The sequence below is a fragment of the Massilia aurea genome (genome assembly GCF_014200505.1).
In the GTDB taxonomy this organism is placed as follows: Bacteria; Pseudomonadota; Gammaproteobacteria; order Burkholderiales; family Burkholderiaceae_D; genus Telluria; species Telluria aurea_B.
Window position 1 is genome coordinate 148937 of the sequence record NZ_JACHBX010000001.1, and the last position, 25962, is coordinate 174898.

General features: G+C 61.1%; 21 protein-coding genes, 1 tRNA gene and 1 pseudogene. 14 read left to right on the top strand and 9 right to left on the bottom strand.

The window, feature by feature from the left end:
• Window positions 1-22: 22 nt before the first annotated feature.
• Window positions 23-658 (bottom strand): flagellin, encoded by a 636-nt coding sequence (locus tag HD842_RS24415; RefSeq protein WP_370660810.1) that lies wholly within the window; start codon window positions 656-658, stop codon window positions 23-25.
• A 152-nt stretch (window positions 659-810) separates the two neighbouring features.
• Window positions 811-1225: pseudogene (locus HD842_RS24420) on the bottom strand (flagellin N-terminal helical domain-containing protein); the annotation flags it as partial.
• A gap of 208 nt (window positions 1226-1433) precedes the next feature.
• Here HD842_RS24420 and HD842_RS00625 point away from each other — a divergent pair.
• Window positions 1434-3641: a TonB-dependent receptor gene (locus tag HD842_RS00625; protein ID WP_183549590.1), complete on the top strand. Its 2208-nt coding sequence runs from the start codon at window positions 1434-1436 to the stop codon at window positions 3639-3641.
• 188 nt (window positions 3642-3829) lie between these two features.
• Window positions 3830-4057: a hypothetical protein gene (locus tag HD842_RS00630; RefSeq protein ID WP_183549592.1), complete on the top strand. Its 228-nt coding sequence runs from the start codon at window positions 3830-3832 to the stop codon at window positions 4055-4057.
• Window positions 4058-4514: 457 nt separating this feature from the next.
• On the opposite strand, the gene HD842_RS00635 is transcribed toward HD842_RS00630, so the two are convergent.
• Window positions 4515-5237 carry a hypothetical protein gene (locus tag HD842_RS00635; protein ID WP_183549594.1) on the bottom strand — a complete coding sequence of 241 codons (723 nt, stop codon included), beginning with the start codon at window positions 5235-5237 and terminating at the stop codon, window positions 4515-4517.
• Between the two features lie 230 nt (window positions 5238-5467).
• Between HD842_RS00635 and dusA the strand changes: the two genes are divergently transcribed.
• From dusA to HD842_RS00655, 4 genes are all read left to right on the top strand, one after another.
• Window positions 5468-6493: a tRNA dihydrouridine(20/20a) synthase DusA gene (gene dusA, locus HD842_RS00640; RefSeq protein WP_183549596.1), complete on the top strand. Its 1026-nt coding sequence runs from the start codon at window positions 5468-5470 to the stop codon at window positions 6491-6493.
• Between the two features lie 356 nt (window positions 6494-6849).
• On the top strand, window positions 6850-8652 hold the full coding sequence (locus HD842_RS00645; protein WP_229424535.1) for a methyl-accepting chemotaxis protein: 1803 nt from the start codon (window positions 6850-6852) through the stop codon (window positions 8650-8652).
• 89 nt (window positions 8653-8741) lie between these two features.
• Window positions 8742-9086 carry an energy transducer TonB gene (locus tag HD842_RS00650; protein ID WP_183549598.1) on the top strand — a complete coding sequence of 115 codons (345 nt, stop codon included), beginning with the start codon at window positions 8742-8744 and terminating at the stop codon, window positions 9084-9086.
• 234 nt (window positions 9087-9320) lie between these two features.
• Window positions 9321-9746, top strand: coding sequence for a YXWGXW repeat-containing protein (locus tag HD842_RS00655; protein WP_183549600.1), 426 nt, complete (start codon window positions 9321-9323; stop codon window positions 9744-9746).
• Between the two features lie 31 nt (window positions 9747-9777).
• Here HD842_RS00655 and HD842_RS00660 read toward each other — a convergent pair whose 3' ends face one another.
• Window positions 9778-11358 carry a sensor domain-containing diguanylate cyclase gene (locus HD842_RS00660; protein ID WP_183549602.1) on the bottom strand — a complete coding sequence of 527 codons (1581 nt, stop codon included), beginning with the start codon at window positions 11356-11358 and terminating at the stop codon, window positions 9778-9780.
• A gap of 139 nt (window positions 11359-11497) precedes the next feature.
• Window positions 11498-12166, bottom strand: a complete 669-nt coding sequence (locus HD842_RS00665) for a pentapeptide repeat-containing protein (RefSeq protein ID WP_183549605.1) — start codon at window positions 12164-12166, stop codon at window positions 11498-11500.
• Here HD842_RS00665 and HD842_RS00670 point away from each other — a divergent pair.
• The 7 genes from HD842_RS00670 (at window position 12157) to HD842_RS00700 (ending at window position 21640) form a co-directional block, all read left to right on the top strand.
• Window positions 12157-12348 carry a hypothetical protein gene (locus HD842_RS00670; RefSeq protein ID WP_183549608.1) on the top strand — a complete coding sequence of 64 codons (192 nt, stop codon included), beginning with the start codon at window positions 12157-12159 and terminating at the stop codon, window positions 12346-12348. The genes HD842_RS00665 and HD842_RS00670 overlap by 10 nt on opposite strands.
• 149 nt (window positions 12349-12497) lie before the next feature.
• Window positions 12498-13970: a hypothetical protein gene (locus tag HD842_RS00675; protein WP_183549610.1), complete on the top strand. Its 1473-nt coding sequence runs from the start codon at window positions 12498-12500 to the stop codon at window positions 13968-13970.
• Entirely contained in the window at window positions 13967-15445 is a 1479-nt protein-coding gene (locus tag HD842_RS00680) for a hypothetical protein (protein ID WP_229424536.1), read from the top strand. Before HD842_RS00675 ends, HD842_RS00680 begins: the two co-directional genes overlap by 4 nt.
• 40 nt (window positions 15446-15485) lie before the next feature.
• Window positions 15486-15923, top strand: a complete 438-nt coding sequence (locus HD842_RS00685; protein ID WP_183549612.1) for a hypothetical protein — start codon at window positions 15486-15488, stop codon at window positions 15921-15923.
• A gap of 24 nt (window positions 15924-15947) precedes the next feature.
• Window positions 15948-19670: a tubulin-like doman-containing protein gene (locus tag HD842_RS00690; RefSeq protein ID WP_183549615.1), complete on the top strand. Its 3723-nt coding sequence runs from the start codon at window positions 15948-15950 to the stop codon at window positions 19668-19670.
• Between the two features lie 169 nt (window positions 19671-19839).
• A complete protein-coding gene (locus HD842_RS00695) occupies window positions 19840-20901 on the top strand; it encodes a hypothetical protein (RefSeq protein ID WP_183549618.1) in 1062 nt (353 codons plus the stop codon).
• Between the two features lie 34 nt (window positions 20902-20935).
• Window positions 20936-21640 carry a hypothetical protein gene (locus tag HD842_RS00700; RefSeq protein ID WP_183549621.1) on the top strand — a complete coding sequence of 235 codons (705 nt, stop codon included), beginning with the start codon at window positions 20936-20938 and terminating at the stop codon, window positions 21638-21640.
• Between the two features lie 780 nt (window positions 21641-22420).
• On the opposite strand, the gene HD842_RS00705 is transcribed toward HD842_RS00700, so the two are convergent.
• Both HD842_RS00705 and HD842_RS00710 read right to left on the bottom strand, forming a co-directional pair.
• A complete protein-coding gene (locus HD842_RS00705) occupies window positions 22421-22885 on the bottom strand; it encodes a T6SS effector amidase Tae4 family protein (protein WP_183549624.1) in 465 nt (154 codons plus the stop codon).
• Complete coding sequence (locus HD842_RS00710) at window positions 22882-23166, bottom strand: Rap1a/Tai family immunity protein (RefSeq protein ID WP_183549627.1); 285 nt, start codon at window positions 23164-23166, stop codon at window positions 22882-22884. The genes HD842_RS00705 and HD842_RS00710 overlap by 4 nt, the downstream gene beginning before the upstream one ends.
• A 683-nt stretch (window positions 23167-23849) precedes the next feature.
• Here HD842_RS00710 and HD842_RS00715 point away from each other — a divergent pair.
• Window positions 23850-24860, top strand: a complete 1011-nt coding sequence (locus HD842_RS00715; protein WP_183549630.1) for an IS110 family transposase — start codon at window positions 23850-23852, stop codon at window positions 24858-24860.
• Window positions 24861-24929: 69 nt separating this feature from the next.
• On the opposite strand, the gene HD842_RS00720 is transcribed toward HD842_RS00715, so the two are convergent.
• Window positions 24930-25005, bottom strand: a tRNA-His gene (locus HD842_RS00720).
• Between the two features lie 76 nt (window positions 25006-25081).
• Window positions 25082-25957 carry a glutamate racemase gene (gene murI, locus HD842_RS00725; protein WP_183549633.1) on the bottom strand — a complete coding sequence of 292 codons (876 nt, stop codon included), beginning with the start codon at window positions 25955-25957 and terminating at the stop codon, window positions 25082-25084.
• Between the last annotated feature and the right edge of the window lie 5 nt (window positions 25958-25962).

A 25962-nucleotide genomic window follows, 5' to 3' on the forward strand; every position in this document is an offset into this window, starting at 1 on the left:
GTGAGGCCCGGGCTTGCGGCCATTATTGCAGCAGGGACATGACCATCGACGACAGGCTGTTCGACTGCTTGAGCATTGCGGTACCGGCTTGCAGCAGCATCTGGTTCGACGTCATGCTGGCGCTTTCGGTGGCGAAGTCGACGTCCATGATGCGACCGGCAGCAGCCTGGGTGTTGCTGCTGACGTTGGCCAGGTTGGTGTTGGCGTGTTCGAGACGGTTGGCGGTTGCACCCAGCGACGAACGGACTGCGCCCAGCGAATCGATCGCGGCCTGCAGATTGTCCACAGCCAGATTCGCGCTACCGTCGGCGGTCAACTCGGTACCCGTTACGGTGCTCGCCACGCCAAACGAGTTGTAACGTGAGCTGATAGTGACCAACGAGGTTTGCATCGAGTTCATCTGGCTCGACAGATCCAGTTCCATGGTCTCGCTGCTCGATGCGCCGATCTGGAAATTCAGCTTGTCGCTAAATTTGCCGGCACCGCCGATGGCTGCCTCGGATGCAGTGACGCCCGCCAGATAATCGGTTGCAGAGGTTGCTGCGGTATCGGCTTTCCCGGCCGCTTCCGTCGCTTTGTCAAAAGCGATCTTTGCCGTTGCCATGGTCTGCAGCAGAGCTGCGTCTGGCGCCGCGTTGTAGTTGTGCACTGCAAGCATGTAATCCTGTGCAGCGCCAGTGCCGGTTGGCGCGTCAGCAGCAGTCGCACCCGGGGTCGAGGTACCAAGGATCGCGTCCGCATTGGCCTTTGCCAGGTTTGCTGCGGTTGATTTTGCCGTGGCAGCGGTGACATCGGCGGTAACTGCTTTGCTGTTGAGCAGCTTGGCGCCACCGAACGAGGTGTTGCCCACGATGTTGGTCAGTTCGCTGGCCAGTGCGTCGTATTCCGACTGCATGGCGGTCTTGTCGGCTGCGTTCGACGATGCATCGGCTGCCTGGGTGGCCAGATCCTTCATGCGCACCAGGATGTTGCTTGCTTCGCCCAGCGCGCCTTCGGCGGTCTGCATCATCGACGTGGCGTTCTGCGTGTTACGCATGGCGACGGCCATGCCGCTGCTCTGTGCTTTCAGGCGGGTTGCGATCTGCAGGCCGGCAGCATCGTCCATGGCCGAGTTGATGCGGTAGCCGGTCGACAGGCGGGTCATCGAGGTCGACAACGAACCCTGGTTACGGGAAATCGCGTTTTGTGCGGACAGGGCGGCGTTGTTGGTATGAAGGCTCAGCATGTTGAACTCCTGAATTAGGTAGGGGGAGAATTCGGTAATTTCGAGCGCTTCGTTCGCTCTCATGAGTACAGGGCGACAAATTGCCGCACGGCATTAAATTTATTTTGAAATTTCTTTTTGGCGATGGTTCTGAGTCAGATGAGAATGATGATGATAACGATTCTCATTACTGATAGAATGCGGTTTTTCCAAGTCTTTCCCTGCCAACATGAATCCACAGCACCACTCGTCGTCGTTCGCCACAGCCCCCCATAAACACTCGCTGCTTGCGCGCCTTGTCAGGAGCGCATTGGGCGGCGCCGTTGCGTCGGCACCGATCCTGTTGCTGCCGCTGGCAGCCAGTGCCCAGGACATGGGGCCAGCCGCGGTCGAGCAGGTCGTCATCACCGGCGCCAAGGTGCAAGCCGATCCTGCCTATGCGGGCGGCCAGATCGGGCGCAGCGGCGGCCTGGGCGTCCTGGGCGAGGCGGACATCATGAAGACGCCGTTCTCTACAACCAACTATACGTCGCAGATCCTCGAAGACCAGCAGGTGCGCACGCTGGCCGATGTCGTCGTCAATGAAGCGTCGGTGCGTGTGATGACGTCGACCGGCGGTTTCAGCGAAGACTTCCAGATCCGCGGCTTCAATGTCACCAGCGGCGACGTCGGCCTGAACGGCCTGTACGGCCTGTCGTCGTCGAACCGCATGCCGGCCGCCATCATGGAGCGCGTCGAAGTGCTCAAGGGTCCGGGCACGCTGATGTATGGCATCAGCCCGAACGGCAGCGTCGGCGGCAACATCAACATCGTCACCAAGCGCGCCGGCGACCAGCCACTGACGCGCGTGACGGCCACCTATGAAAGCCAGGCGCTGTTTGGCACCCACGTCGACGTCGGCCGCCGCTTTGGCGACAACGGCGCCTGGGGCGTGCGCGTCAATGGCGTGATCCGCGGCGGCGACACCAATATCGACGACGGCGAGCAGGAGGTCGGCCTGGCCGCGATCGCGCTCGATTACCGCTCGCCGAAACTGCGCTGGACCCTGGACAGCTACGGCCAGCAAGAAAAGACCGACAACTTCCGCGCGCAGAACAGCTTCCGGCCCGACATCGCGTCGATCCCGGCGCCACCGTCGGGCCACCGCGCCGTGTACCGCGGCGCCGACCTCGAGTTCCGCGATGCGACGATCGCCTCGCGCCTCGAATACGACGTGTCGAAAGAATTGATGGTCTATGCGACGGCCGGCTACCATTACGGCGCCAGCGAGCAGGACTTCCCGACGGCGCGCGCACTGAACGCGGTCGACGCCGCCGGCAACTTCCGCCTGACCAACGCCTGGTACGACGCCTATGGGCGCAGCAAGACCGGCGAAGTCGGCGCCCGCCTGAGCCTGGATACGGCCGGCATCAAGCATTTCATCACCGCCTCGGTCTCGCGCCTGGATAGCGAAGCGGGCAGCTTCTACCTGTCGGCCGCGCCAAGCTCGTCGCAGCTGTCGAACATCTACAACCCGGTCGCGATCATGCCGATGATGGGCGAGCGCCTGGCGCCGACCAAGACGTCGGAAACCGAGCTGTCGAGCTTCTCGCTGACCGACACACTGACATTCCTGGACGGTCGCGTCCTGTTCACCGGCGGCTTGCGCAAGCAAAAGGTATCGCTCGACAACCTGGCGCCAAGCGGCGCGGTGACAACGTCGTACAGCGAAAGCGCCGTCTCGCCGCTGGCTGGGCTGGTCGTCATGCCGATGGAAAACGTGTCGCTGTATGCCAACTTCACGTCGGGCTTGAGCCGCGGCAGCACCGCCCCGGCCACGGCCGCGAACGCCGGTGAAGTGTTCGCCCCGTTCAAGTCCAAGCAATACGAAGTGGGCACGAAAGTCGATACCGGCCGCGTACTGCTCGGCGCCGCCGTGTTCCAGATCGACCGTCCAAACGCCATCACCGACCCGCTGACGACGGTCTACAGCCTGGACGGCACGCAGCGCAACCGGGGCCTGGAACTGTCGGCAGTCGGCGAAGCCGCACCGGGCCTGCGCCTGATGACGAGCGCCACGTTCTACAACGCCAAGCAGCAGCGCACCGCCGGCGGCATCAATGAAGGCAAGAAAGCCACGGGCGTGCCGAAGAACGCATTCAACGCCGGCGTCGACTGGGACTTGCCATGGATTAGCGGCTTGAGCCTCAACGCCCGCGCGATCCACACGGCCGAGCTTGCGCAGAATGTCACCAATACCGTGTATATCTCGTCGTGGACGCGTTTCGACCTCGGCGCGCGTTATCGTACCGAGCTGATGGGCAAGCCGGTCGTACTGCGTGCCAGCGTCGAGAATGCCGGCAACAAGCGCTACTGGCTGTCGAGCAGCACGCTGGCGACCGTCGGCACGGCAGCGGCGCCGCGCACGGTACTTCTGTCGGCGCAGGTCGACTTCTAAGTCATACTGCGATGTCGTCCGGGACCTGCCTGCATGGGAATGCGAGCAGGTCCCGTGCTTTTTGACGGCGCTGGTGCGAGTCAAAAGATTCGGAACAAAATTTGTTTCAAGCGTTGTTTTGCGGTAACTGAATCGCGTGTATTCTGTTGCTCTAGGGTATAGTTCCTCTCATATTCTGCGAACATGTGATGAAACTTATAACCTTTGAAATCAGTGATCGTTCCCTTGCGATCACTACAGTGAAAAAAGCTGAAGAGCAATGGGACTGTGTGATATCGGCGTCCAGCCACGCCGGTGATGGCGCGATGTCAGCCATCGTCCAGCAACAGATCAAGTTCGACGGCGCTTATTGCGCCGATCTGGTGCTGGAGAAGGCGGTGGATTTTAGTGGGGCGTTCCTGCAGTTGATGATGTAGGGGGGGTGGGCTGGCGCGCGACATAGTCGGTGCCTGCAACGCCCTGCTCATGTGGAACAACATCGGCGGCCAGGAAGTGCCCGCCTCACGCGCTTTCTCCAGGCCGAGCGTGTTTGCTCGGTGAAGGCGCGTTACTGTGGGTTGCGCATTCAAGGGACATGAGCGCTCTTGTCGCCAGGTTGTGTCATCTCTCAATAGAAGCCATGCCGCTCGTCGCCATCGAGGTAATGCTTCCTATATCCGCAGATGCTGTAATAACCGAGTTCGAGGTCATCGGATGAGACCCACTCATGGCGCGGGTTCAACCAATTTAACAGTACTCGAAAATTTTTTTTCTTAAATACTAGATCGAGCTAGGTCGTGAAATTGGCCACACGGAGAGTACGCTTTGTGGGGCGTAACTTTCAGCATAGTTTCTTCAAAATCGTGCTTTTCCCCATAGACTCACCCTCATGCATCATGGGGGTATGCCGATTCCACCTATGCCTTGCTCACCTAGCGTCGGGTCAGTATCTGGCTTGTAACCGACTGCACCTGCGGGGTGCTGCAGAAGATCGGCGAAGCGGGCCATTGTGCGAACCAGCTTAGCAATCTCTAAGTAAGAAACATTCGAGGTTAGCGATACTAGTCCATCGTTTGTAAGCCACATCGGAATGCAATGTTCTTCTTTGGCAGCCCGGCCAAGATGCTTTACGTCATTCGACAGTAAGCAAAATCTTTCCTCTTCGCTCCCATCGCCAGTTGTATATGCCTTCTCTGGTTTGGCGAAGAGATTGAAGGCATCAATAAATAGGTGAATGTTATGCACGCAAGTCTCCCATTCTCCAACAAGGGCGAAGTATTTCCTGACGCGGGGGTTCAATGGGTTGTTGCCAAGTAAATATTCGCACGAAGCCTGTCTGGCTTCGTGGTATGCCGCGAACCCAAGCTGAGCCCTCAGGATCGCCGTAACTAAATGAATTCGTCCTCGTCCTGAATAGCGTACCCCAGTAGCGCTGCTCAAGAAATGGTTGGACATCCAGTACGTTGACTGATCGAATTCTGAGGAGAGATCTGGAATATTCGCTTCGGTGAACCTGGAAATTCCAGGTGCCAACACATCGTCAAGTAAATCTGGGTTCCATCTGGTCAACAAAGCATCTTCTCCTTGGAGAGCGCTGGAGATCTCCGGCGCTCTCATTGTAATGCAGATGCAGCTCCTGTAAGCCGAAGTGACAGATCGCCTAACTTGGGCCGAGGAGGGCCAGCCCCTTGGCGAGCAGCATGACCTCGGCGAAGTGTGTCACGCTAGTAGCAACTCGTTTGCCACAACCGATCAGCAGCATGCATGCACCGCAAACAGCTTTGGCTTATGATGGCGCGTTTTCGACAGTATTCATCGCCTGCTCTCAGGCGACCACACCCTCCAGCATGAGCACTTCTTCGACCATTCCGGCTGCCACGGCCATCGTCCCGCCATCTCGCCGCCTGTCCGTTGCACCCATGATGGATTGGACCGACCGCCACTGCCGCGTCTTCCATCGGCAGATCACCCGCCACACCTGGCTCTACACCGAGATGGTCAACACCGGCGCGCTGGTCTATGGCGACGCCGAGCGTCATTTGCGCTTCGACGACATCGAGCATCCCATCGCGCTGCAACTGGGCGGCAGCGACCCGGGCGATCTGGCCAAGAGCGCGAAGCTTGGCGAGCAGTGGAGCTACGACGAGATCAACCTGAACTGCGGCTGTCCCTCCGAGCGCGTGCAGAAGGGCTCGTTTGGCGCCTGCCTGATGAACGAGCCGCAACTGGTGGCCGACTGCGTCAAGGCGATGCGAGACGCCGTCTCGATCGACGTCACCGTCAAGCACCGCATCGGCATCGATCACAATGAAGAATACGGCTTCGTGCGCGACTTCATCGGCACGGTCGCCGATGCCGGTTGCAAAACGTTCATCGTCCACGCCCGCAATGCGATCCTGAAAGGCCTGTCGCCGAAGGAAAATCGCGAGATCCCGCCACTGCGCTACGCCGTGGCCTATGAACTCAAGCGCGAGTTTCCGGATCTGGAAATTATCATCAACGGCGGCATCAAGAGCGACGACGAGATCGCGCTGCACCTGCAGCACGTCGACGGCGTCATGCTCGGGCGCGAGGCTTACCACAACCCGTGGACGATGGCGGACTGGGACGCCCGTTTCTACAATGCCCCCGGCGCACCGCGCACAAGGATCGACGTGCTCGAGGCGATGATCCCATACATCGAAGCGCAGCTGCGCCATTACGGTCCGCTGGGCTTGAAACTGAACAGCATCACGCGCCACATGCTGGGCCTGATGCAGGGTTTGCCGGGCGCACGCGCCTTCCGCCAGACGCTGTCGGACTCGAAGCAGCTGGCGCTGGGCGATGCACGCCTGTTGCTGGCCGCAGCTGCCCGGATGCCAGCAACCGCATAAGCACACACCGCTGACAAAAAGCGTGCCTCGGCACGCTTTTTTTTCGTCTGTCGACAAAGCGAGACATTTCCGTACCGAAACTATCTTGAGACTTCAAATTTGCTTGCCGAAGGGCAACCTCAGTTACATAATGTTTCCCTGTTCCATTTCTTGAACACCATCAACTCTGTTGTTGCGGTGAAACAATTCATTCGAGAAAGAGATTTTCTCTCAGGTTGGAGAAATCTTGATTTATCCTTTAGGAAATAGCTGAAAACTATAAGAAACATAGATTTCACTTGCGCATCGTACGGCGTATCGCGGGACGCGATCTCTACCGGACGAGTTTCGATCAATAAGTTACAGGGAAAACACGAATGAATTTGAACAACATGAAGGTCGGCACCCGTCTGGCCCTCGGTTTCGCACTGGTTCTGGTACTGCTGGTCGCAGTCGCGGTGGTCGGCATCCTGCGCATGGCGCAGATCCAGGATCGCCTTGATCACGTGGTGAGCGTCAGCAATGTATCGACCGGGCTCGTGGTCGAGATGCGCAACAACGTCAGCGATCGCCTCGCTTCGCTGCGCGTGCTGACCCTGATGACCGACCCGGCCGACATGGAACCGGAAATCGTCAAATTCAAGGAACAAACCGCCAAGTACGGTGCGGCCCAGGCCAAGCTGGCTGCGTTGTTTGCAACCTATGCCAACGGCCAGGAAAAGACGCTGCTGAACCAGATCAAGGAGCACGAAGCGACCGCGATGCCGGCCATCGCCCGTGCAACCGAACTGTATCTGGCCGCAAATGCAATGGACGCCACCCGCGTGATGATCCGTGAAGTGCGTCCGGTGCAGCGCAAGTGGACCGACGCCCTGAACGCGCTGTCGGCCCTGGAAGACAAACAGAATGCCCAGAGCAAGGCCGATGCCGAAACGGCATTCGCCAATGCCCGTAACTTCATGCTGATCCTGCTGGTCCTGGCGGTTGTCATGGGGATCGTCGCTGCCGTGGCAATCACCCGCAGCCTGCTCAAGCAGCTCGGCGGCGAGCCAGCCTACACGGCGAAGATCGCCGGCAGCATCGCCCATGGCGACCTGTCGATCGCCATCGACACGAAGGCGTCGGACCGCGGCAGCCTGCTGGTCGAGATGAAAGAAATGCGCAACAGCCTGGTCGGTATCGTCGAGCAAGTGCGTCGCGGTACGGAAACCATCGGCACCGCCTCGCGTGAAATCGCCGCCGGCAATATCGATCTGTCTTCGCGTACCGAACTGCAGGCAAGCTCGCTGGAAAAGACCGCCTCGGCGATGGAAGAGCTGACCGCGACCGTGAAACAGAATGCCGACAGTGCCCGCGAAGCCAATGCGCTGGCGGCAACTGCGTCGGACGTGGCCCGCAAGGGCGGCGATGTGGTCTCGCAAGTGGTCGGCACGATGGGCGAGATCAATACGTCGGCCAACAAGATTTCGGACATCATCGGCGTCATCGACGGTATCGCGTTCCAGACCAACATCCTGGCGCTGAACGCGGCAGTCGAAGCGGCACGTGCCGGTGAACAGGGCCGTGGCTTTGCGGTCGTGGCATCCGAAGTGCGCAATCTGGCGCAGCGTTCGGCTGCGGCAGCAAAAGAAATCAAGACGCTGATCGGCGACTCGGTCGAGAAGGTCGAGCGCGGCAGCAAGCTGGTCGGCCAGGCCGGCGTGACGATGGACGAAGTGGTCTCGAGCGTCAAGCGCGTGACCGACATCATGAGTGAAATCGCCAACGCCAGCGCCGAGCAGAGCGCGGGCATCGCCCAGGTCAACACGTCGATCATCGAGATGGACAGCATGACGCAACAAAACGCTGCGCTGGTGGAACAAGCCGCCGCAGCCGCACAGAGTCTGCAGGACCAGGCAGGCGAGCTGGCCCGCGTGGTCAGCATCTTCAAGCTGGAAGAGGGCGAAGAGCACCACGTTCCAGTCCAGGCTCAGGCCAAGGCCCCGGCAGCAGCGCCGGCCGTGACCACCACTGCGGTGGTGGCGCGTCCGGTCGTCAAGCGCCCGGCGCCACCGGCACTGAAAAAGCCGGCTGCAGCATCGGGTGCACCGAAAAAAGCGGACGAGGCAGTTGCAGCGCCGAAGCCGAATAAAGCCGCCGTCAGCGCCACCGCCAGCGCCGACGAGTGGGAAGAGTTCTGATTTTTTAAGTAGTCGACCAGCGCCGGCCCGCCGTGCGGCGCACACCAAGACCATTGCCGTTCAATTCAAAAACCTTAAGTGGGGAAACCATGAAAAACCTGTCCGCCAAACTGTTCGTTGCACTGACCCTGACCGCCGCTGCCGGCGCGAGCTTCGCCGCTGAGACCTCGGCCCAGTTCGATCCAAAGAAATGCAGCATCGAGTACCCGAAGGCGTCGCTGATGAATGAAGAGCAGGGCACGACCACTGCGTCGTTCCTGGTCACCGCGGACGGCACCGTGACCGAATCGAAGATCGACAAGTCGAGCGGCTTCAAGAACCTGGACCGCGCGCTGGTCAAGGGCCTGACCTCGTGCAAGTTCAAGCCGGGCACCAAGGACGGCGCACCAGCACAGACCTGGACCAAGATCGACTACGCCTTCAAGCTGGACTGATCCACGTTCCCTGTACGCTCTCTTTCACGCAGCCGGCGCCATGTGCCGGCTGCGTCGTTGTATCCCTCCGCAGCACCGCCTCCCGCGTCATTTCCGCTCCGCACTAAACAATCTTGGTTGTTACAAGATTGTTGCCATATGTTACTGCTGTAATCACTTGGTTCAATTCCGCTTTTTAACGGATGCGCCCGGTATATTGAAGTCATACAAACAGCAACCGAAACGGAGCACACCATGAAAACTTTCCTCTCTACCGCCACCGCTGCTGCTGCCGCGCTCCTGATCGGCACCTCGGCTTTCGCACCGGTACAAGCCCAGCCGCATCATCAGCGCGCCGACGTCATCATCATCAAGAAAGCGCCGCCAGCGCTGCGCCGCGAAGCCGTGCCGAACGCGCGCCGTGGTTTCGACTGGGTGCCGGGTTACTGGAACTGGAACGGTCGTCGCCACGATTGGGTGGGCGGCCATTGGGAAAAGGTCCGCCCGGGTTACGCCTATCAGCGCGCAGAATGGCGTCAGGACCGCAATGGCTGGCACCTCGACCGTGGCGGCTGGCGTCAGGAAGTGCGCGGCCGTGACAACGGTCCACGCGGCGACCGCGATCGCGACGGCGTCCCGAACCGCCACGACAACCGCCCGAACAATCCGAACCGCTACTAATGAAGCAGGCAGCGGCAGCACACCGCAAGATTCAAGCGGCTGTGCCGTCGCCGCCGCAGACCTGGTTACGGCCTGACAGCTTGGCCTGGTAGAGCAGGGCGTCGGCACGTTCCACCAGGCTACTGGCGGCAATGGCCACGCCTTCTCCGGTCGTGCTGGCCACCGTCGATGTGTACACGCCGGCACTGATCGTCACGATGCCGGCGTCATTGCCAGCATGCGCGATCTGCAGTGCCATCACCGCGCAGCGGATGCGTTCTGCAACCATTCTGGCACCGGCCGGATCGGTATCCGGCAGCAATGCCACGAATTCCTCACCACCATAGCGCGCCGCCAGATCGGCCGGGCGCACCAGGCTGTCCCGCAGCGCCGCTGCAACCTGGCGCAGGCAGGCGTCGCCCGCCACGTGGCCGTAGGTATCATTGAAGCGCTTGAAGTAGTCGACGTCGATCAGCACAATCGACAGCGGCAGTCCGCTACGCGCCGCACGTGCATTTTCCAGGGTCATCGCCGCTTCGAAACGGCGCCGGTTGGCGATGCCGGTCAGGCCATCGTGATCGGCCAGCACGGTCAATGCCCGGTTATGTTCCTGCAGTTGCTCGCGCGCGCCCACCAGTTCGTTCTGCAGGTGGTCGCGAATCATGATCTGGCGCACCAGCCGCCAGCCAAAGCCCAGCAGCAGCAAGATCGCGACAAACGTGATCGTGGCCTGTGTCAGCATCGACTGCAGCCATTTCGCGAGGATTTCCTCCTTTGATTGCGCGGTCGCGACAATCAACGGATAGGTGTCGAGGTGGCGGTAACTGTAGAGCCGCTCGATGCCGTCGATCTTCGAGCGCCGCATGCCGGAGCCGACCGGCCCCTGGCTCAGGTACATCTGCTGGATCGGGCCGTTGCTGACATCCGTGCCGATCAGCGACTCGCTGTGCGGCAGGCGGTAGACCATCGTGCCATCGTCGAGCGTGAGCATGACCACGCCGGCGCGGCCGACGTCGAAGCTTTCGTACAGCGTCGAAAAATACGCGATGCGGATGGTGCCGAGCGCCACACCGGCAAAGCTGCCATCGGGATGATCCAGCCGGCGCGACACGGGCAGCACCCAGTCGCCGGTCGACCGGCTGCGCACCGGTTTGCCGACGTGCACGCCGCGATCCCGGTGTTTCAGGTGATATTGAAAGTATTCGCGGTCGGTATTGTTGTAGGCCAGCGTACGGTCTTGCGACGTCATCAGCCAGCGGCCGTCGGCGCCGAACACGAACAGCGCATGCAACTCCTCGACCTGCGCGGCCATATTCTTCAGATGCAGCTGCAACCGGGCACGTTCAGCGCCGCGGTCGGCCCCATCGGTTTCCACGCGTTCAACCACGCCGGCGAGCACCGTATCGACGACGCGCACAGCGCTCTCGCCCTGCGCCGCGAGCGCATGCGACATATTGGCCGTGGCCACGGCCACTTCGGCCAGACGCTCCTGGCGCGCGCGCCAGCTATCTGAGATCTGGATCGCCAGTAACAACAGGCACAAAGCCACAACGAACAGCACGGCATTGCGCACGGCGGGGCGCTTTTCAGCGGTCAGGCGGGAGATTTCGGGAACGGCACTGGTGTCTGGCATCGTGGGATGGCGAGCCGCTACGAACGCCCAGGGTCGTCAGCTGCAGGGACGCTGATTACTTGTAGAAAACCGACGAATTGTCGCACAGCGCCGCCGCTGCGCCCGAATTGTCGCCGCCCTGTTACAACTGCCGGGCAGCTCAGGCGACGCGCAGTCCCAGCTCGCTGATCAGTTCGGCTGCCTGACGCGGCGTGATCCAGGCGCCCTGGAACAGCTTGACGTCGGCCAGCGTCAAGCCCGACAGATCCGCTTCGCGCAGGTCGGCATTGTCGAAGCGCGCCTGTTTCAGGCTGGCGTTGCGCAGGCTCCCGCCTTCGAACACGGTGTCGCGAAAGTCGCAGGCGGCCAGGTCGGCATCCGAAAAATCGAGCACCTTCAACGTCGATTTGCGAAACGACATGCGGCGCAGGTCGGCGCCGATCAGCAGGCATTCTTCGAAGGTCAAACCCAGGTGCGCCGCTTCCTCGAAATTTGCACCGGTCAGCTTGCAGCCCTTGAAGGTGAGGGAAGCCAGGCGCGCGCGGCGCCAGCTGCTGTTGTTCAGGTCGCAGCTCTGGAACTGCGCATCGGTCAGGTCGGCCGCCTCGAAATCGGCTTGGCGGCCGCGGCAGCGCTGCCACGTGGTCTGCGCCAGTTTGGCGGCGTAGAACGAGGTTTCGGCAATGCTGCAATTGATGAAACTGCTGCCACGCAGATCGAGCCGCGACAGATCGGCATCGTCCAGCATGCAATCGATAAACGTAATGCTGCCGCTGGCAAGTGCCGCAGCGATATCGTCACGGCTTGGAGAATCGGTAAATGTATGCATTAATTTGTGTTGAAAATAGCGCGCACCAAAGCGGCGACCGGGTTTCAAGTTCTCGGGTTACGCTCATGGCGGCCAACAGCGGGATGGCCGCAGTTTACCTGAATTTTCCGGTGCTCAATTTGTGCCTGATTTCATCGGAAATTGCACGCAATTCACAGGAGTCGCAGGGTGTTGTGCGCTGAGCGGGAAAGGTACACGCTGAGTTTCCACTTGGACAAAAAAAAGGTAAGATACTGTTGCTCCCTTTATGTTTTTGATAAGTGCTTATTTCCGGTTAAGCTTATTGAAAACAGTCGAAGGGTAATCGTGTTTGAGAAATTCGGAATACAAGATGGATCATAAGAAAACGGCTGATTGGGAACTCGCTTCCGGCAGCTGGACGGTGGCAGCCAACGATGGCGAGATTCGCCTCAATCGCACGGTGATGGGTAATGCCATCGCCCCCTCATTGGGTTCCGCAGATATTGCCGCCATCATGAACATGCGCCGTGCGCACGGTGCGTCAACGCTGTATCCCCCCGATTTCAATTTCTCGCCCATCGACGGCGCGCAACTGGCGCCCAATCCCCCGAGCGGCGCCAGCTGGATCGCGCCAAGCGGCGCATCGGCCATCACGGACGCCGGGATGCCCGAAGCTGTCGGCCTGAAGCGCACGCGCCACAGCGTGCCGGTCGATCGCCTGCGCCGGCATGACGCCGACAGCATGGCCGACATGGAATTGCCGCTGCCTCCGCCCGGCGAGTACGAATTCTTCTCGGGCACGTTCGGCACCGTCGGCGCCGTCCTGCTCGCGCTCGATACGGGCAAGGGCACATTGTTCGGCTGGCTGCCGGCGTCGCAAAAGTGGCAGCCGCTGCTCGGCATTGGTGCACGCCTGCTGTCCGAATCGAATTTGCCTGTTCACGCCTGGCGCGCCGAGATGGCCGCTGCATTCAACAGCCGCCTGTATATTCCCACCGAACATGGCCTGGCGATGCTGGTGCCCGATTTCGCGGCGCTGCAGTTCCGTATCGATTACGTCGGCAACGCCCCGGTCGTGGGCGCGCCGGTGGCCTTCGATCACCAGGTCTGGGCGCCGATTCGTCATGAAAACGGCGTGGTCCAGTTCGTGTTTGCCGACGCCCATGGCGTGGCCGGTCCGCCACTGCGCGTCGATGGCAGCTGGACTTTGGGCGAGATGGGGGCGCCGTGCGCCTATGGCCGGCTCGCGGTGTGGCCCTGCGCGGAAGGGCAGTTGCGCTTGCAGAAAATGACTGACGGCAGTGTGGCGGCCACGTTCCTGGCCTGGCCGGAAGGCATCACGCCGCATTTCGAATTCGGCAGCGCGCACATAACGCGCTCGGGTTCTCTGTGGCAGTTGTGCTTTGACAGCCGCCTCGACAGCTATGTGTACGTGCGCCTTGGCGTCAACGAGCACGAACAGGTCGCCGCGCTCAATCCACGCATCGGCTCGGGCACCATCAATTACCGCTTCGCCACCAAGCTGAAAACCGATCCATGGGTCGAGCCAGAACACGGCGACGATGGGGCGGCCAACACGGTCGTCGTGCCGCTGCTGGAGCTGGGCGAGCGCAGTGCCGTGCTGGCCCTGCGCATCGACAGCACGGCGGGCCTGGGCACCTTGCTCAATTCGGCTGAACGCATGCGCGCCCAACTGGTCTACGATGATGAGAACAACGACATCGTATTCCACACCATCGCGGTCAGCAAACCATGGGAACTGCGCCTCTTCCTGCACAACGGTTACTTGTGGGCCTACCACCCCGGCATGCAGCGCATCCTCGGCTGGGACGTCCAGCAATGATGCCGCGCGCGTGGTGTGCGGCGCTCGCGAGCGTCGTCCTGGGGCTGTGTGCGGTGCCGGCGCAGGCCATTCAGCAAGCATTTCTGGTGCAGAACTCCGGCTGGATGGAGCCGTTCTACGCCGATCCGCAATCGCAGTTCAAACCGCTGATCGCCGCCGTCGCCAATGCCGCCGCGCGCCCGGGCGACAAGGTCATGGTGCTCGCGTTCAGCCAGTCCAGCGGCAGCAATGTCTCACCGCAATTGCTGGGGCAGGGCGATGGCGCCGCCCAGGTGGCTGGCTGGCTGGCGCCGCTCGCGCCTGCGCGCAAGAGCGCCAGCGCACTGGCCGACACGGATTTTCGCGAAGCGGTGACCAAGACGATCGGTGAGACGTTCAAGTCGCGCCCCGGCATCATCTGGATTTTTACTAACAACAAGAACAGCCCCGGCAACGATCCCGCCACGGCGGCGCGCAACCTGGAGTTCTACCGGCTGCTGCACCTGGAGCCATCCATTACGCGCACCGTCGTGTTCCCGCTGCGCATGCCGGTGCAGGGCAAGTTCTTTGCTGCAAAAGGTCTGATGGTCTACGGGCTGGCTTACGGCAAGGAAGCCGGCGACGAGCTGGGTCGCATGGTGGCCGAAGGCCGGCTCGCCAAAATCCTGACGAAACCGCCCGCGCGCTTGAAACCGGTGGACCAGGACGGCGTGCGCATCGTGCCGCAGGCGGTATTGAATACCCCGAACATGACGGCCTCGATGGGCACTGACAAGCGCACCGTCGTGCTCGATGTGGACGCCGACAAGCTGGTCCCGCACATCCGCTTGAAAGCATCCCTGCAGAACCTGTTCTATCCCTACCTGATTGCCCAGGCGACGGTCGATGGCCAGCTGCGCACGCGCGCCGGCACGACGCCGTTGACGGTGGCACCGGCAGCCGTGAGCAATCTCGCGCCGGGCGCCAGCCAGTCGATCGAGGTGAGCTTCAAGCTGCCGCTCGAAGAAGTGCCGTCGGCCTGGTCGAGCCAGGCCATTGCGGCCATGGGCAAGCAAGTGATCATGCCGATGTCGGTGAGCCTGGGCCTGAGCAATCAGCGGCTCGCCTTGCCGGCATCGTTCAAGACCGAGATGCAGGAATTGTTCCCGGGCGATCCGCTGTCGGACATGTTCGTGCCGCCCGACAGCGTGAAATCGTCCACGGCGCAGGTGCCGCTGATCGTGCGCGTGCAATATCCATTGACGCCCGTGCTCGTGATCGTCGGCGGCGTGCTGGCGTTGCTGCTGGCGCTGGCGGCGCTCGCGTTTCTGGCCATGAAAACCACGCGCTATCCAGTCATGGTCAACGGCGTGCGCCGCAACGTGCTGCTCAAGCCGTTCAAGTCGCTGGCGATCAAGGCCGACGATGGCGCTGCGGTCGGCGAAATCCGGCGCGGGCTCGGCCGCCCGACCGTCGTGCAGGTCGAGCCGGGCCAGACGTTGACGATCGCGTCGTAATCCATTCAAGTAGTCTTTATCCCATTCAGGAGAACGTGGCATGACGCAGCAAGCAAAAGATAACGCAGGCTTTACCCTGCCGGCACCGGTCGAAGGCCAGCAGGCGCCAGCCGCGGCGGCGACCCCGGCGACCCCGGCAACGGGAACGCCCGAGACGGTCGAGTCGCTTCCGGTGACCACCGACGTCGACACGTCGTCGCGCGATGCGCTGATCGGCGGCGGCGTCCTGCTGGTGCTGTTCATTGCGTTCTTCTTTGCCAAAAATGCCTACGCCAACACGCTGGTGGCAAAACGTATTCAACCGGGCAACGCGAATGCGGCCGGCTGGTGGCTGTTCATCTTTTTGGCCAGCCTGTCGACCGGCGTCGTGCTGGCGGCAATCAATGCACCGAAGTTCATGGCGCCGCTGATCATCGGACCGCTGACGCTGATCGGCCTGATTGCGCTGGTGCTGATGCTGCTGTCTTCCCGCAAATAAGTACCCAGACCAGGAACACGCGACATGGCAGATAATCTGAACCAAACGATCGGCGCCGGTACCGGCGAACGCAAGCAGGAGCAGAGCATCGACCTGCGGCCGACGCTGTTCATCGGCATTGGTGGCACCGGTATGGAAGTGCTGATGCGCGTACGCCGCCGCATCCTCAACACCCTGTGGGGCGGCAACGGCGCGCGCACCCGCGTCGACAGCCTGGCCGAATTTCCGGTCGCGCAGTTCATCCAGTTCGACCTCGACACGGGCGCTGTCATCGACAGCGGCCGCGCCCAGGCCGAAGACCTGCAATTTGACCAGGTCAAGTTCACCGACGAAGAGAAAATCGTCGAAGCGTTCGACATGGACAAGTACAGCCGTGACGACGACGCGCTCGAGAAATACCCGCACATCAAGGAATGGCTGTCGCTGACGCCGAAGAAAATCCGCGAACTGGGCATCGATCCATCGAAGGGCGCCGGCCAGATCCGCGCCGTCTCGCGCCTGTACCTGTTCGACAAGTACACCAAGATCCGCGACAAGATCCGCCTGAAGCTCAAGACGCTCAAGGCCGGCCTGTCGCACGAGCAGCAACTGGCGCGCCTTGGCTTGCGCATGGAAACCGAAAAGTTCCGCATCGTTATCGTGGGCTCGGTGGCCGGCGGTACCGGTTCCGGCGCCTTCCTCGACATGGGTCTGCTGGCGCGCTGGCTGGCCAAGTCCGAAGTGGGCAATGCCGACGTCGAACTGATGCTGTTCTTGCCGACCGGTTATGCGGGCGCCAACAAGGAGCGCACCGAAGCGAACGGCTACGCCGCGCTGATGGAACTCGAATCGGCCATGCTCGGCAACAAGGGCTACGTGGGCCGCTGGGATGCCTACGACCAGCCGGAATTGCCGCGCGAACCGTACAGCGAAGTCTATCTGATCGACTCGGGCAACCTGGCCCAGCAGCACACGAACGACGTCAAGGATGTCTACCACATGGTGGCCGACACGCTGTTCGAAGATTTTGCGTCAGGCGACTTCGCGCGCCGCAAGCGCTCGGTGGCCGTGAATCAGGCGCAGCACAAGAACTTCCTGCACGATGCGCTGGTGCCGAAGAACCGTTTTGCCGACATGCGCCTGTCGTACTCGAAGCGCTTCTCGTCGTTCGGCCAGGCCGTGCTCGACACGCGCCAGGAAGCGCGGCGCGAAGAGCGCGCGCACCGCTGGGCTGGCGCCATGCTCAAGGCCTTCTTTGGCGTGGGCGGCGTCGACACCGGCGTGAACCGCGCCACCGACAAGCAGCGCGACGAATTCATGGCGGCCCAGATGGCGCTGCGCGCCGCGCCGTTCAGCGACTTCCCGACCTTCTCCGACCGCAACGTCGAGCTGAAACGCTCGAGCGGCGAATTCCTCGATTACGCCCTCGTCGATGACCTGCTGCAGGACAAGCACGGCCTGCTGCTGGCCGGCGTCGAGCAGCGCGTCAATGCACGCATCGACAGCATCCGTACCGGGTTCGATCGCGCCGAGTGGCCGACGCAGGTGCGAGAGACCGTGCAGCAGCTCGAGCGCGACTCGGTGCGCGATCAGGATTCCACCGCCGATACGACCGAAGACCGCGTGGTCAAACGCCGGCGCGAAGTGCTCGAGCGCATCAAGCACGCGATCCGTGACCAGCTCTACGCCTACCTCGACAACAAGGATTTCGGCGGCCTCGAATACGTGCTGTCGCTGGTCGAGCAGATCAAGGACCGGCTCGAAGCACCGGGTACTGGCCTGATCAGCGCACTGAAGCTCAACAGCGAGCGTTACCGCGAAATCAAGGAAGCGGTGCGCACCCGCGAATACGAACGCCTGCTGGCCAACCTCGAACAAACCAAGGGCGGCTTCTTCAGCAGCAATAACGAAAAGCAGGCAGTCACGGTGCTGGACCACTTGCGCACCGAAATCGCCAACGCGCTCAAGTTCCACCTGCGCGCCAAGGCGGCCGACGAAGCGGCGATCCTGATGGCCGACCTGTCCGCCTGGCTGGGCAAGAAGAACGGCGTCGACGCGCAGGGCCGCGCCATCTGGAATGGCCTGGTCGGCGAATTGCAAGCCGGCCGCGAAGCCGTGCTGACCATGCTGGGCCAACTGCAGCACGCCAACGCCATCATCCAGCAAGACCTGAACAAGGACCACGCCACCCTGATCACGGTGCCGGTGGCCGAGCGCAACGTGCCGATGCCGAACGCGCTGCAACTGCGCGAATGGGCCGATGAAGCGTTCAAGGATCTGGGCGGCTCGAAGGTGCTGTTCCCGATGCTGGGCGACGCCGCCCAGCGCAGCGAGATCATCAACAAAGTCAAACGCATGGCTGAGCGGCAGTTGACGCTGGCCGGTACGGGCGATGCTGAAACCGCCGACCACGACCCGTTGATCGAGGCGCTGGAACAGATGAATCCGGCTGAACGGATGGACCGCTTCCGCAAACTGCTGGCCTGCGCCATGCCGTGGATCGACGCCAACCTGTCGGGCGACTTCACGGTCAAGGCCGACCAGTTCAAGTGCTTCGTGGGCGTGGCCAATGCCGACCGTTTCAAACGCCTGTTCGGCGCCGAACTCAATACCTGCGTGCCGACCCAGGCCAATATCACGGCGGCGCAATTGTCCATCGTCGAGACCGGTGTGCCAGGCCGCGCCGTCTGCTACTGCGAACTGTCCGGCATCCCGATGACGGTGCTGCGCGGCATGGAAGGGTGGCGCACCAGCTACCGCAAGGAAGCCGAAAAGAACCCGACCCACACACACATCGACTCGACCCAGTTCAGTCACCCGATGGCGCCGACGACCGACGAGATCAACCGCCTGGCCGAAGACTTCAAGCAGTACCTGCAGGCGATCATGCTGGGCATCCTGACGCGCTCGACCCAGCGCGTGATCCCGCGCGGCCAGTACCAGTTTGCCGTCGCGCGCGGCGACGTGCGCCGCATTGGCAACGAACGGGCGATTCGCCAGAACGGCTTGCCAGCCACCTACCGCGACGCCATTGTCGAGCGCGTGCAGGAGCGCTTGGCCGAACTTGACGCGAGCCAGACTGTCGCGCTGGCGGCACTGGCGAGCTACTACGAGACGGCCGTCTACACACCGAAACTGGTGGAAGACGCGACCGGCGCCCAGGATGACCGCAAGGGCTTTGCCAGCGCGATTGCCGGCGAAGCCAAGCGCGAGCTGGCCGAGAAGGCCCGCCGCAAGGGGATGAGCCAGCGCGACATCGACCGCGCCGACGAGCAATTGCTCGAAGTGCTGACAGAGTGGGCGAGCGTCGTGCCGGATTCGGATGAAGACGCGTATGACTGGGAAGTGCGCGAGCCGGGCGAGGATGGGCATCTGCGCCTGAAATACGTGATCAAGCCGGATGCGTTCAATGCCGGTAAGTTAGACGCGTTGCTGGCGCCGCAGGCTACTGCGCCTGTTGCCACGTTCCCGGCGGGTGCGCAGGGCATGCCTGGCATGCCGCCGCCATTGGGCGCGACGCCGCCTCCACTGGGGATGCCGCCACCGCTCGTCGAGCATCAATATCATCTGGGCATTGGCGGGCAGCAGTTCGGGCCTTATACAGCGCAGCAGATCGTGCAGATGGTGCAGGCGGGACAGGTCGTGGTTGCCGGCACGAAGGTGTGGCGTGCTGGTCTTGCGGCCTGGGGTGAGCTGGGGCAGTTGCCGGAATTGACCATGCTGTTCGGGGCGCCGGCATCGCCGCCGCCGTTGCCACCGATGCTGTGAGGATGAGACTTTGAAACAGTGTTCTGGCTGCAGTGCGACGCTGCAGGGTGAGGTGGCGTTCTGTCCATTCTGTGGTGAAGGGGTGGATGGGGCGGTGCGCAAGGTGGGGCAGGTTGCTGCTCCTGTCGCTGCTCCGGTTGCTGCAGTACCCGCGCCGCCGAGTGTGCCTGTGCCTCCCGCTCCAGCCGCGCCTGTCGTAACGCCGCAATCTGCTGCCGCGCCGACGGCAAGCGTGCCGCCGGCTGCTGCTGTGCCGCCATCTGCGCCCGCAACGCACTCCCGGCCTGCAGCCGATCGCGCACCGATACCGCCTGCAACGCGCAAAGGCGGGAAGGGCAAGTGGATCGCTGGCGGGATCGCGCTGCTGCTGGTCGTGCTCTACAACGTGGGTTCCAATGACAAGCCGGTGATCGAGGAAAACGCCTGTGAATCGGCCTTCGACCTGGGCACCCAGGCGGTTACGTCGGGTGACCTTGCCGCCGCGCGCACCCAGGCGCTGCGAGCCAGCGCCGAATGCGGCGACAAGGAGCGCGCCAAGGTCAATACCTTGCAACGTGCGATTGCAGCAGCGGAAAAGACCGACAACGCCTGCCAGCGCAACTTCCGTTCAATCGACGGCTTGCTGCAGGACAGCCGGCCCGGTCGCGCGCGCGCAGGACTGAACGAATTGACGGCAGCGTGTTCAAACAAGCCGGAGGCCGAAGCCTTGCGCACCCGGCTGGAGGCGACCCAGGAAGCCATCAAGGGAGCGCTGGCTGACGTGCGCAGTGCGCTCGATGCCCGTGATCAGGCGCAAGCCAGGGCCGCACTGGCCAAACTGACGGGCCTGAACCGCGATGAGCCCAGCCTGAACCAGCTGAAATGGGAGGTCGACGCGCTGGATGCCGCCGCTGCGGCTGCGGCCCAACCGGCGCCGCCTGCCGAGGTCTTCATGCCGGGCGCTGCACCGGTTCAGCGAGCGCCAAGCCAGGAGCCGACTGCGCAGCGTGCACCGAGTGCGCCGACTGCGTCTGTTACCCAAGACGCGGGCGCCGCGCAGCGCACGTCGATGGCGACGATGTTCCTGCGCGATGCCGAGCAGGCGCTGTTGCAGCGAAAATTTGATGCCGCCAAAACCTATGTAGAAAGCGCACGTCGGGCCGACCCGAACAATCCGCAGCTCGACAGCATGATGCAGCAGATCCGCGATCGCGAACGCCAGATGCTGCAAGAAGAAACCACCATCAGATAATGCAGTCTCATCAGGGAAAACCATGAAAACGCCAATGAAAAAGATCGTTGTGCTCACGTTGCTGACGAGCCTGGTATCCGGCTGCGCCACGACGGGCCAGAGCGGCATGTCGCAAACGCAGTACCCGCAAGGCGGCGTGGCGGCCGAGCAGGACCCGTGCGCCGTAGGCTCATCGGCACTGATGGGCGCCGCAGCCGGCGCACTGCTGGGCGCACTCATAGACGGCAAACGCGGCGCAGCACGCGGCGCCGCTGCCGGTGGCATCGTGGCCGCACTCGGCTGCGTTGCGATCAACTCGCAATCACGCCAGACCCGCACCGCCGCCCAGGTCGACAACGACTTCATCCGCACCCGCGGCCGCCTCCCTGCCGAGCCGCAAGTGGTGTCGTACCAGCCGCGCCTGAACGCCAGCACGGTTCAGCGTGGCAAGCCGGTAGTGGTCAACTCGACCGTTGAACTGGTGAACGGGGCAACGACACCGGTCATGCAAGTGCGTGAAGAGCTGGTGGTGTTCGATCAGGATGGCAAGCAGTTCAAATCCGGCTCGAAGGCGCTGACCAACAACTCGGGCGGGCGTTTTGAAAACTCGTTTGAAATCACGCTGCCGAAGGATGCATCGCAGGGACGCTATGCGCTGCGGACTAATTTGTATGTTAATGGCAAGCTGTCGGCGTCGCGCGATTTGAATACGCAGCTCGTGTGGAATGGGGTGGAGCAGGTGATGATTGCTAGTCGCTGACTCAAAACTAAAGCCGGGGTCGGGTCTGACATTCGGACACGAGCTCAGGCTTAAAGAGCATCGAAGACTAGGGAGTTTAGCTGAGCGAAGAGATTCGATACGTGCAGCAGGGATTGCGAGGTGAATGCAGAGCACGTGTCTGAATGTCAGACCCGACCCACCTTTCTTGGGCCTAGCCGAAGTAGGGGCGCAAAATCATTTGCACTGGACGGATGCTGTCACTCGGCGCGACTCCAGTGTTCGCTGCTTGAGTATGCAATGTTTCGCGGAAGGACTCACGCGATACCAGCGAGCGGCGGTGGGCTCGTACCAGCAGGCTATCCATCTCACCTCTCCACCATTGAAGCCGAATCTGACATCGTGGCCGCCGTGCACCATTTTCGGCTCACCCATCGATTCGTACTGTTTCCCATTACCTTCAAATATGCCGGCCCCGATGAGTCGCGCTCCAAAATTCTTCGCAGGACAGTCGATTACCGCTGCTTGCACGGCACCAGAAACCAAGATAATTGCGAGCAACGCTGCCTTCATTTGGAAACCACCACGTAGAACTGGTCTGCGTTATCTAAGTCGGAATAGGGGCTTCCCTCGGCCTTACTTTTGCCCGCGCGACGATTTCCCGCTGCCTAACGGTATTTGGGATGCGCGTGCGCCACTGGTCCATGACCCGTGTATACAGCCGGGTGTAGAGCACGCTTTTAAATGTCAGACCTGATCCCGGCTTTTACTCTTGCATGAAGACGGTTCAGGTCTGGCCGAATTCAGGCCCCAACAAAGCGATCAATTTAGTGACCAGAACCAGATCGGCTTTACCGCCCAAAAGCAAGTGCGCGCGCAATCCTGGAATCTGCTTCCGGGTCGATGCACGATCAGGTCTATGTGACCTACCGCGCCCCCTCCGATGCGAAAAAAGGACACGACGCCGTTGCGATTGCCGATACCTGCGCGCGCCTCGTCTTCGTCGGTGTAGACCTCGGGCCACCCCCAGATCATCTTGAGAATTTCCGACAGCTTTTCCTGTCCAGGTTCGATGAGCTTGCCAGCAAGCACACCAGCCTTCGCTTTCATACGAGCACCAGGCAATGGCACCCCAGCCCGTAGCAGCCCGTAGCTCATACGCACTGCACATGTATTCATATAGCTCTGATTGTCAATCAGGTCGTTCCAGCCGATCTCGCCATGTAATTCCTCGCGTGAAGCTTGCGCCGGGTAGTGTTTGAGCAACTGTATAAATGCCGGCTTCATGGCTTGGATCCTGGCGTTGGGCATGGATAGATCTTGCTCACCATCGACAGGGCCAATTCAGCCGCGCTCCCTGTAAGTTGATGTGGGGGCAGACGCTTCATCTGTTCGGCAGCTTCATAGCTGAGCTCGTGCGCGACGGGCTGACCATTTGGGCACCACCGTACGCCGACGGTGCCGTCGAGCAGTCCATCCATATATCCCATCGCCCGCTCGCGGCGGAGCGACGCTAGATCGTTTTTTGGCATTGCCACCATGTCGCGCACGAACTGTTCGCCGGTCATGGCCGGTGGATGCGGCTCCGCTGACGCCCCTAAAGGCACTAGGGCTAACAACAGGATCAGAGGACATAAGCTGACCTCCATTGATTCGGTTGCGGCAGAGTGAATAGCGCGACATTGATACGCACTGCTGGTGTTCCATCGTCCCTGTAACTGCGCACACACCGGGCGCCTAATGCTTCGCCAGACTCTCTGTGACATCGTGTCACCCCACTGCCGTTCTTGCCTCATCGTGACCTCCGTATGTGAGAGGTCATACTGACAAAGTATGCATTACAGCAAGCGGACTCCTATCAAGGACTGGCACAGCCGTCACTAGTAAAGCCCATGGAAGCCAGAAAAGCCAGGGCAGGTCTGGAGTAGGGGGTATTCGGAAGCGAACTCAGGCTTCACGTAGCGTCAAGAGCCAAGGAAGTTTGCTGAGTAAAGAAATTCGATGCCGTGCAGGAATGATTACAGGCTTAATGTTGAGGACGTGTCCGAATGTCAGACCTCGTATATTGAAGATGCCAGCGCACCAGTAGATAATATTGTTGATGTGGCCGGTCGGGGTGACACTGTTCAGACTGAGTGCCATTGAGCACGTGGGTCAGATTGGTGCCCCCGCCCGTTTCATTTTATTAGTCCGAACGGTATCTTGGGCCATCGCTGTTCTTTGCGTAAGCCCGCATACGAGAGAGGTCAAAATGGAAGCGATGCGCGAGGTTTTGGGAATCGACGTTAGCAAATCAAAGCTCGACATCGAGTTGCTAAAGAACGGAAAAGTAAAAACGAAGGTGCTGCAGAACACGCCTGCAGGGCACAAGAGTTTGCTGGAATGGATCGACAAGTCGAAGGCGTCACGTTCTTCGCTGCACGTGTGCATGGAGGCGACAGGCGTGTACCACGAGGCCTTGGCGTTGACATTGTACGACGCTGGTATCAAGGTAAGCATCGTCAATCCTGCCTGCATCAAGGGCTTCGGACACGGTGAAAATATCCGCAATAAGAACGATGAAATCGATGCTGGTCTCATTGCTCGCTATTGCCTGGCCATGAATCCCGAACTGTGGACGCCACCGCCGCTGGAGCAGCGCCAGCTACGGGGATGGACATTGCGCGTTCAAGCACTGAAAGACATCCGGCAGCAGGAAGAGAATCGGCTGGAAGCTCACACAATCGGCGGAATGGAAGACGTTGCGACGCACGTGAAGACGCACATCATATGGCTCGACGTCGAAATCAAAAAGCTGGAGAAGGAGATCGACGATCACATCGATCGGCATCCTAATCTCAAAAATGACGCCCAGCTCATTGCCAGCATTCCTGGCTTGGGAATGACGACGATAGCCCGTGTCCTTGGCCACATTGGCGACATTCGCCGCTTCAAGAACGCCAAGGCCTTCGCTGCCTTCCTCGGCGTGACGCCAAAGCAGCGTACCTCCGGTAGTTCAGTGAGGGGACGAACGGTGATGAGCAAGACTGGAAGTTCGTCACTGCGAGCTGCGCTCTTCATGCCCAGCATGGTAGCGCGCCGCCATAACCCCATCTTGCGCCAATTTGCCGACCGCTTGCTTGCAACCGGCATGGCGAAAAAAGCCGTCATCGGCGCTGTCACGCACAAATTGGCGCATCTGATTTACGGCGTCATTCGAACAGGCAAGCCATTCGACGCAAATTTCTTATCGAATAGGCTTGCAATTCAAGACGGTATCTGACCCCGGCTTTTGTTCGGATGAGAACGCAAAAAGCCCAGTCCGAAGACTGGGCTTTTTACTTGCATTCTGTGGGGTGGCTGATGGGGCTCGAACCCACGACAACAGGAATCACAATCCTGGACTCTACCAACTGAGCTACAGCCACCACTGAACTACTACATCTGTCTCGTTGTTTCCGCGACAGAACAAGATTATATAAACTTTAGCCCATGCTTGCAAATTTAATTGCATGTCGAAGCAGAGGGCGCTTGCGGCTCGGCAATGTTGACCGCGTACACGGGCGGATCGATCCCCAGCAGGCTGCGAAACGCCGCCGTCAGCGCCACCGCACTGGCCGTCGTATAGCCCGTCAGGCTAGCTGGCAGCCCCTCAGTGCCCACAGTCCGCGCCAGCCCACCAGCCACTAGCAAGCGTGCCAACTGCCGCGCCACGGCATCCCCCGTATCTACCAGCGCCACGTCACCACGCCCCATACCCACCAGCAGCCGCTCGATCGCTCCACGCACCAGCGGATAGTGCGTGCAGCCCAGCACCAGCGTATCGGCTTCCTGCGCCAACAGTGGTGCAATGAAGTGGTCCAGCGTGGCCATCATGCCGCTGGAGTTCAGCTCACCCAGCTCGATCTGGTCCACCAGGCCAACACACGGCTGCAGCAGGAAATCCACGCCGGTCTCACGATGAATCTGGTCGCGCAGCAGCAAGAACTTTGCCCCTTGCAGCGTGCGCGCCGTCGCCAGCACGCCCACCTTGCCACTGCGGGTGAGTGCAGCAGCCGGCTTCAACCCCGGCTCCACCCCCACGACCGGCATCCCCGGATGCGTCTCGCGCAGCACGCGCACAGCCGCCACGGTGGCCGTATTGCACGCCACAACAATCGCCTTCGCACCTTGCGCAATCAGAAAATCAGCAATCGCCAGAACACGCGCAATGACGAGCGCCTCCGGCTTGTCGCCATACGGCGCATAGCCGGAATCGGCGACATACAACAGGTGTTCATGCGGCAGCTGCGCCTGGATGTGGCGCAGCACCGAGAGACCGCCGACGCCCGAGTCGAAAATGCCGACCGGGGCGTCGTGGGAAAGCGTGGTGGAAACCATGCTGA

Excerpts from the sequence above, each read along its gene's own strand:
- HD842_RS00630 (WP_183549592.1), top strand. The coding sequence starts at position 3,830 with ATGAAACTTATAACCTTTGAAATCAGTGATCGTTCCCTTGCGATCACT.
- HD842_RS00625 (WP_183549590.1), top strand. The coding sequence starts at position 1,434 with ATGAATCCACAGCACCACTCGTCGTCGTTCGCCACAGCCCCCCATAAA.
- HD842_RS00715 (WP_183549630.1), top strand. The coding sequence starts at position 23,850 with ATGGAAGCGATGCGCGAGGTTTTGGGAATCGACGTTAGCAAATCAAAG.
- HD842_RS24415 (WP_370660810.1), bottom strand. The coding sequence starts at position 658 with ATGCTTGCAGTGCACAACTACAACGCGGCGCCAGACGCAGCTCTGCTG.
- HD842_RS00705 (WP_183549624.1), bottom strand. The coding sequence starts at position 22,885 with ATGAAGCCGGCATTTATACAGTTGCTCAAACACTACCCGGCGCAAGCT.
- HD842_RS00685 (WP_183549612.1), top strand. The coding sequence starts at position 15,486 with ATGACGCAGCAAGCAAAAGATAACGCAGGCTTTACCCTGCCGGCACCG.
- HD842_RS00670 (WP_183549608.1), top strand. The coding sequence starts at position 12,157 with ATGTATGCATTAATTTGTGTTGAAAATAGCGCGCACCAAAGCGGCGAC.
- HD842_RS00650 (WP_183549598.1), top strand. The coding sequence starts at position 8,742 with ATGAAAAACCTGTCCGCCAAACTGTTCGTTGCACTGACCCTGACCGCC.
- HD842_RS00700 (WP_183549621.1), top strand. The coding sequence starts at position 20,936 with ATGAAAAAGATCGTTGTGCTCACGTTGCTGACGAGCCTGGTATCCGGC.
- HD842_RS00680 (WP_229424536.1), top strand. The coding sequence starts at position 13,967 with ATGATGCCGCGCGCGTGGTGTGCGGCGCTCGCGAGCGTCGTCCTGGGG.
- murI (WP_183549633.1), bottom strand. The coding sequence starts at position 25,957 with ATGGTTTCCACCACGCTTTCCCACGACGCCCCGGTCGGCATTTTCGAC.
- dusA (WP_183549596.1), top strand. The coding sequence starts at position 5,468 with ATGAGCACTTCTTCGACCATTCCGGCTGCCACGGCCATCGTCCCGCCA.
- HD842_RS00675 (WP_183549610.1), top strand. The coding sequence starts at position 12,498 with ATGGATCATAAGAAAACGGCTGATTGGGAACTCGCTTCCGGCAGCTGG.
- HD842_RS00665 (WP_183549605.1), bottom strand. The coding sequence starts at position 12,166 with ATGCATACATTTACCGATTCTCCAAGCCGTGACGATATCGCTGCGGCA.
- HD842_RS00690 (WP_183549615.1), top strand. The coding sequence starts at position 15,948 with ATGGCAGATAATCTGAACCAAACGATCGGCGCCGGTACCGGCGAACGC.
- HD842_RS00710 (WP_183549627.1), bottom strand. The coding sequence starts at position 23,166 with ATGACCGGCGAACAGTTCGTGCGCGACATGGTGGCAATGCCAAAAAAC.
- HD842_RS00655 (WP_183549600.1), top strand. The coding sequence starts at position 9,321 with ATGAAAACTTTCCTCTCTACCGCCACCGCTGCTGCTGCCGCGCTCCTG.
- HD842_RS00635 (WP_183549594.1), bottom strand. The coding sequence starts at position 5,237 with ATGAGAGCGCCGGAGATCTCCAGCGCTCTCCAAGGAGAAGATGCTTTG.
- HD842_RS00645 (WP_229424535.1), top strand. The coding sequence starts at position 6,850 with ATGAATTTGAACAACATGAAGGTCGGCACCCGTCTGGCCCTCGGTTTC.
- HD842_RS00660 (WP_183549602.1), bottom strand. The coding sequence starts at position 11,358 with ATGCCAGACACCAGTGCCGTTCCCGAAATCTCCCGCCTGACCGCTGAA.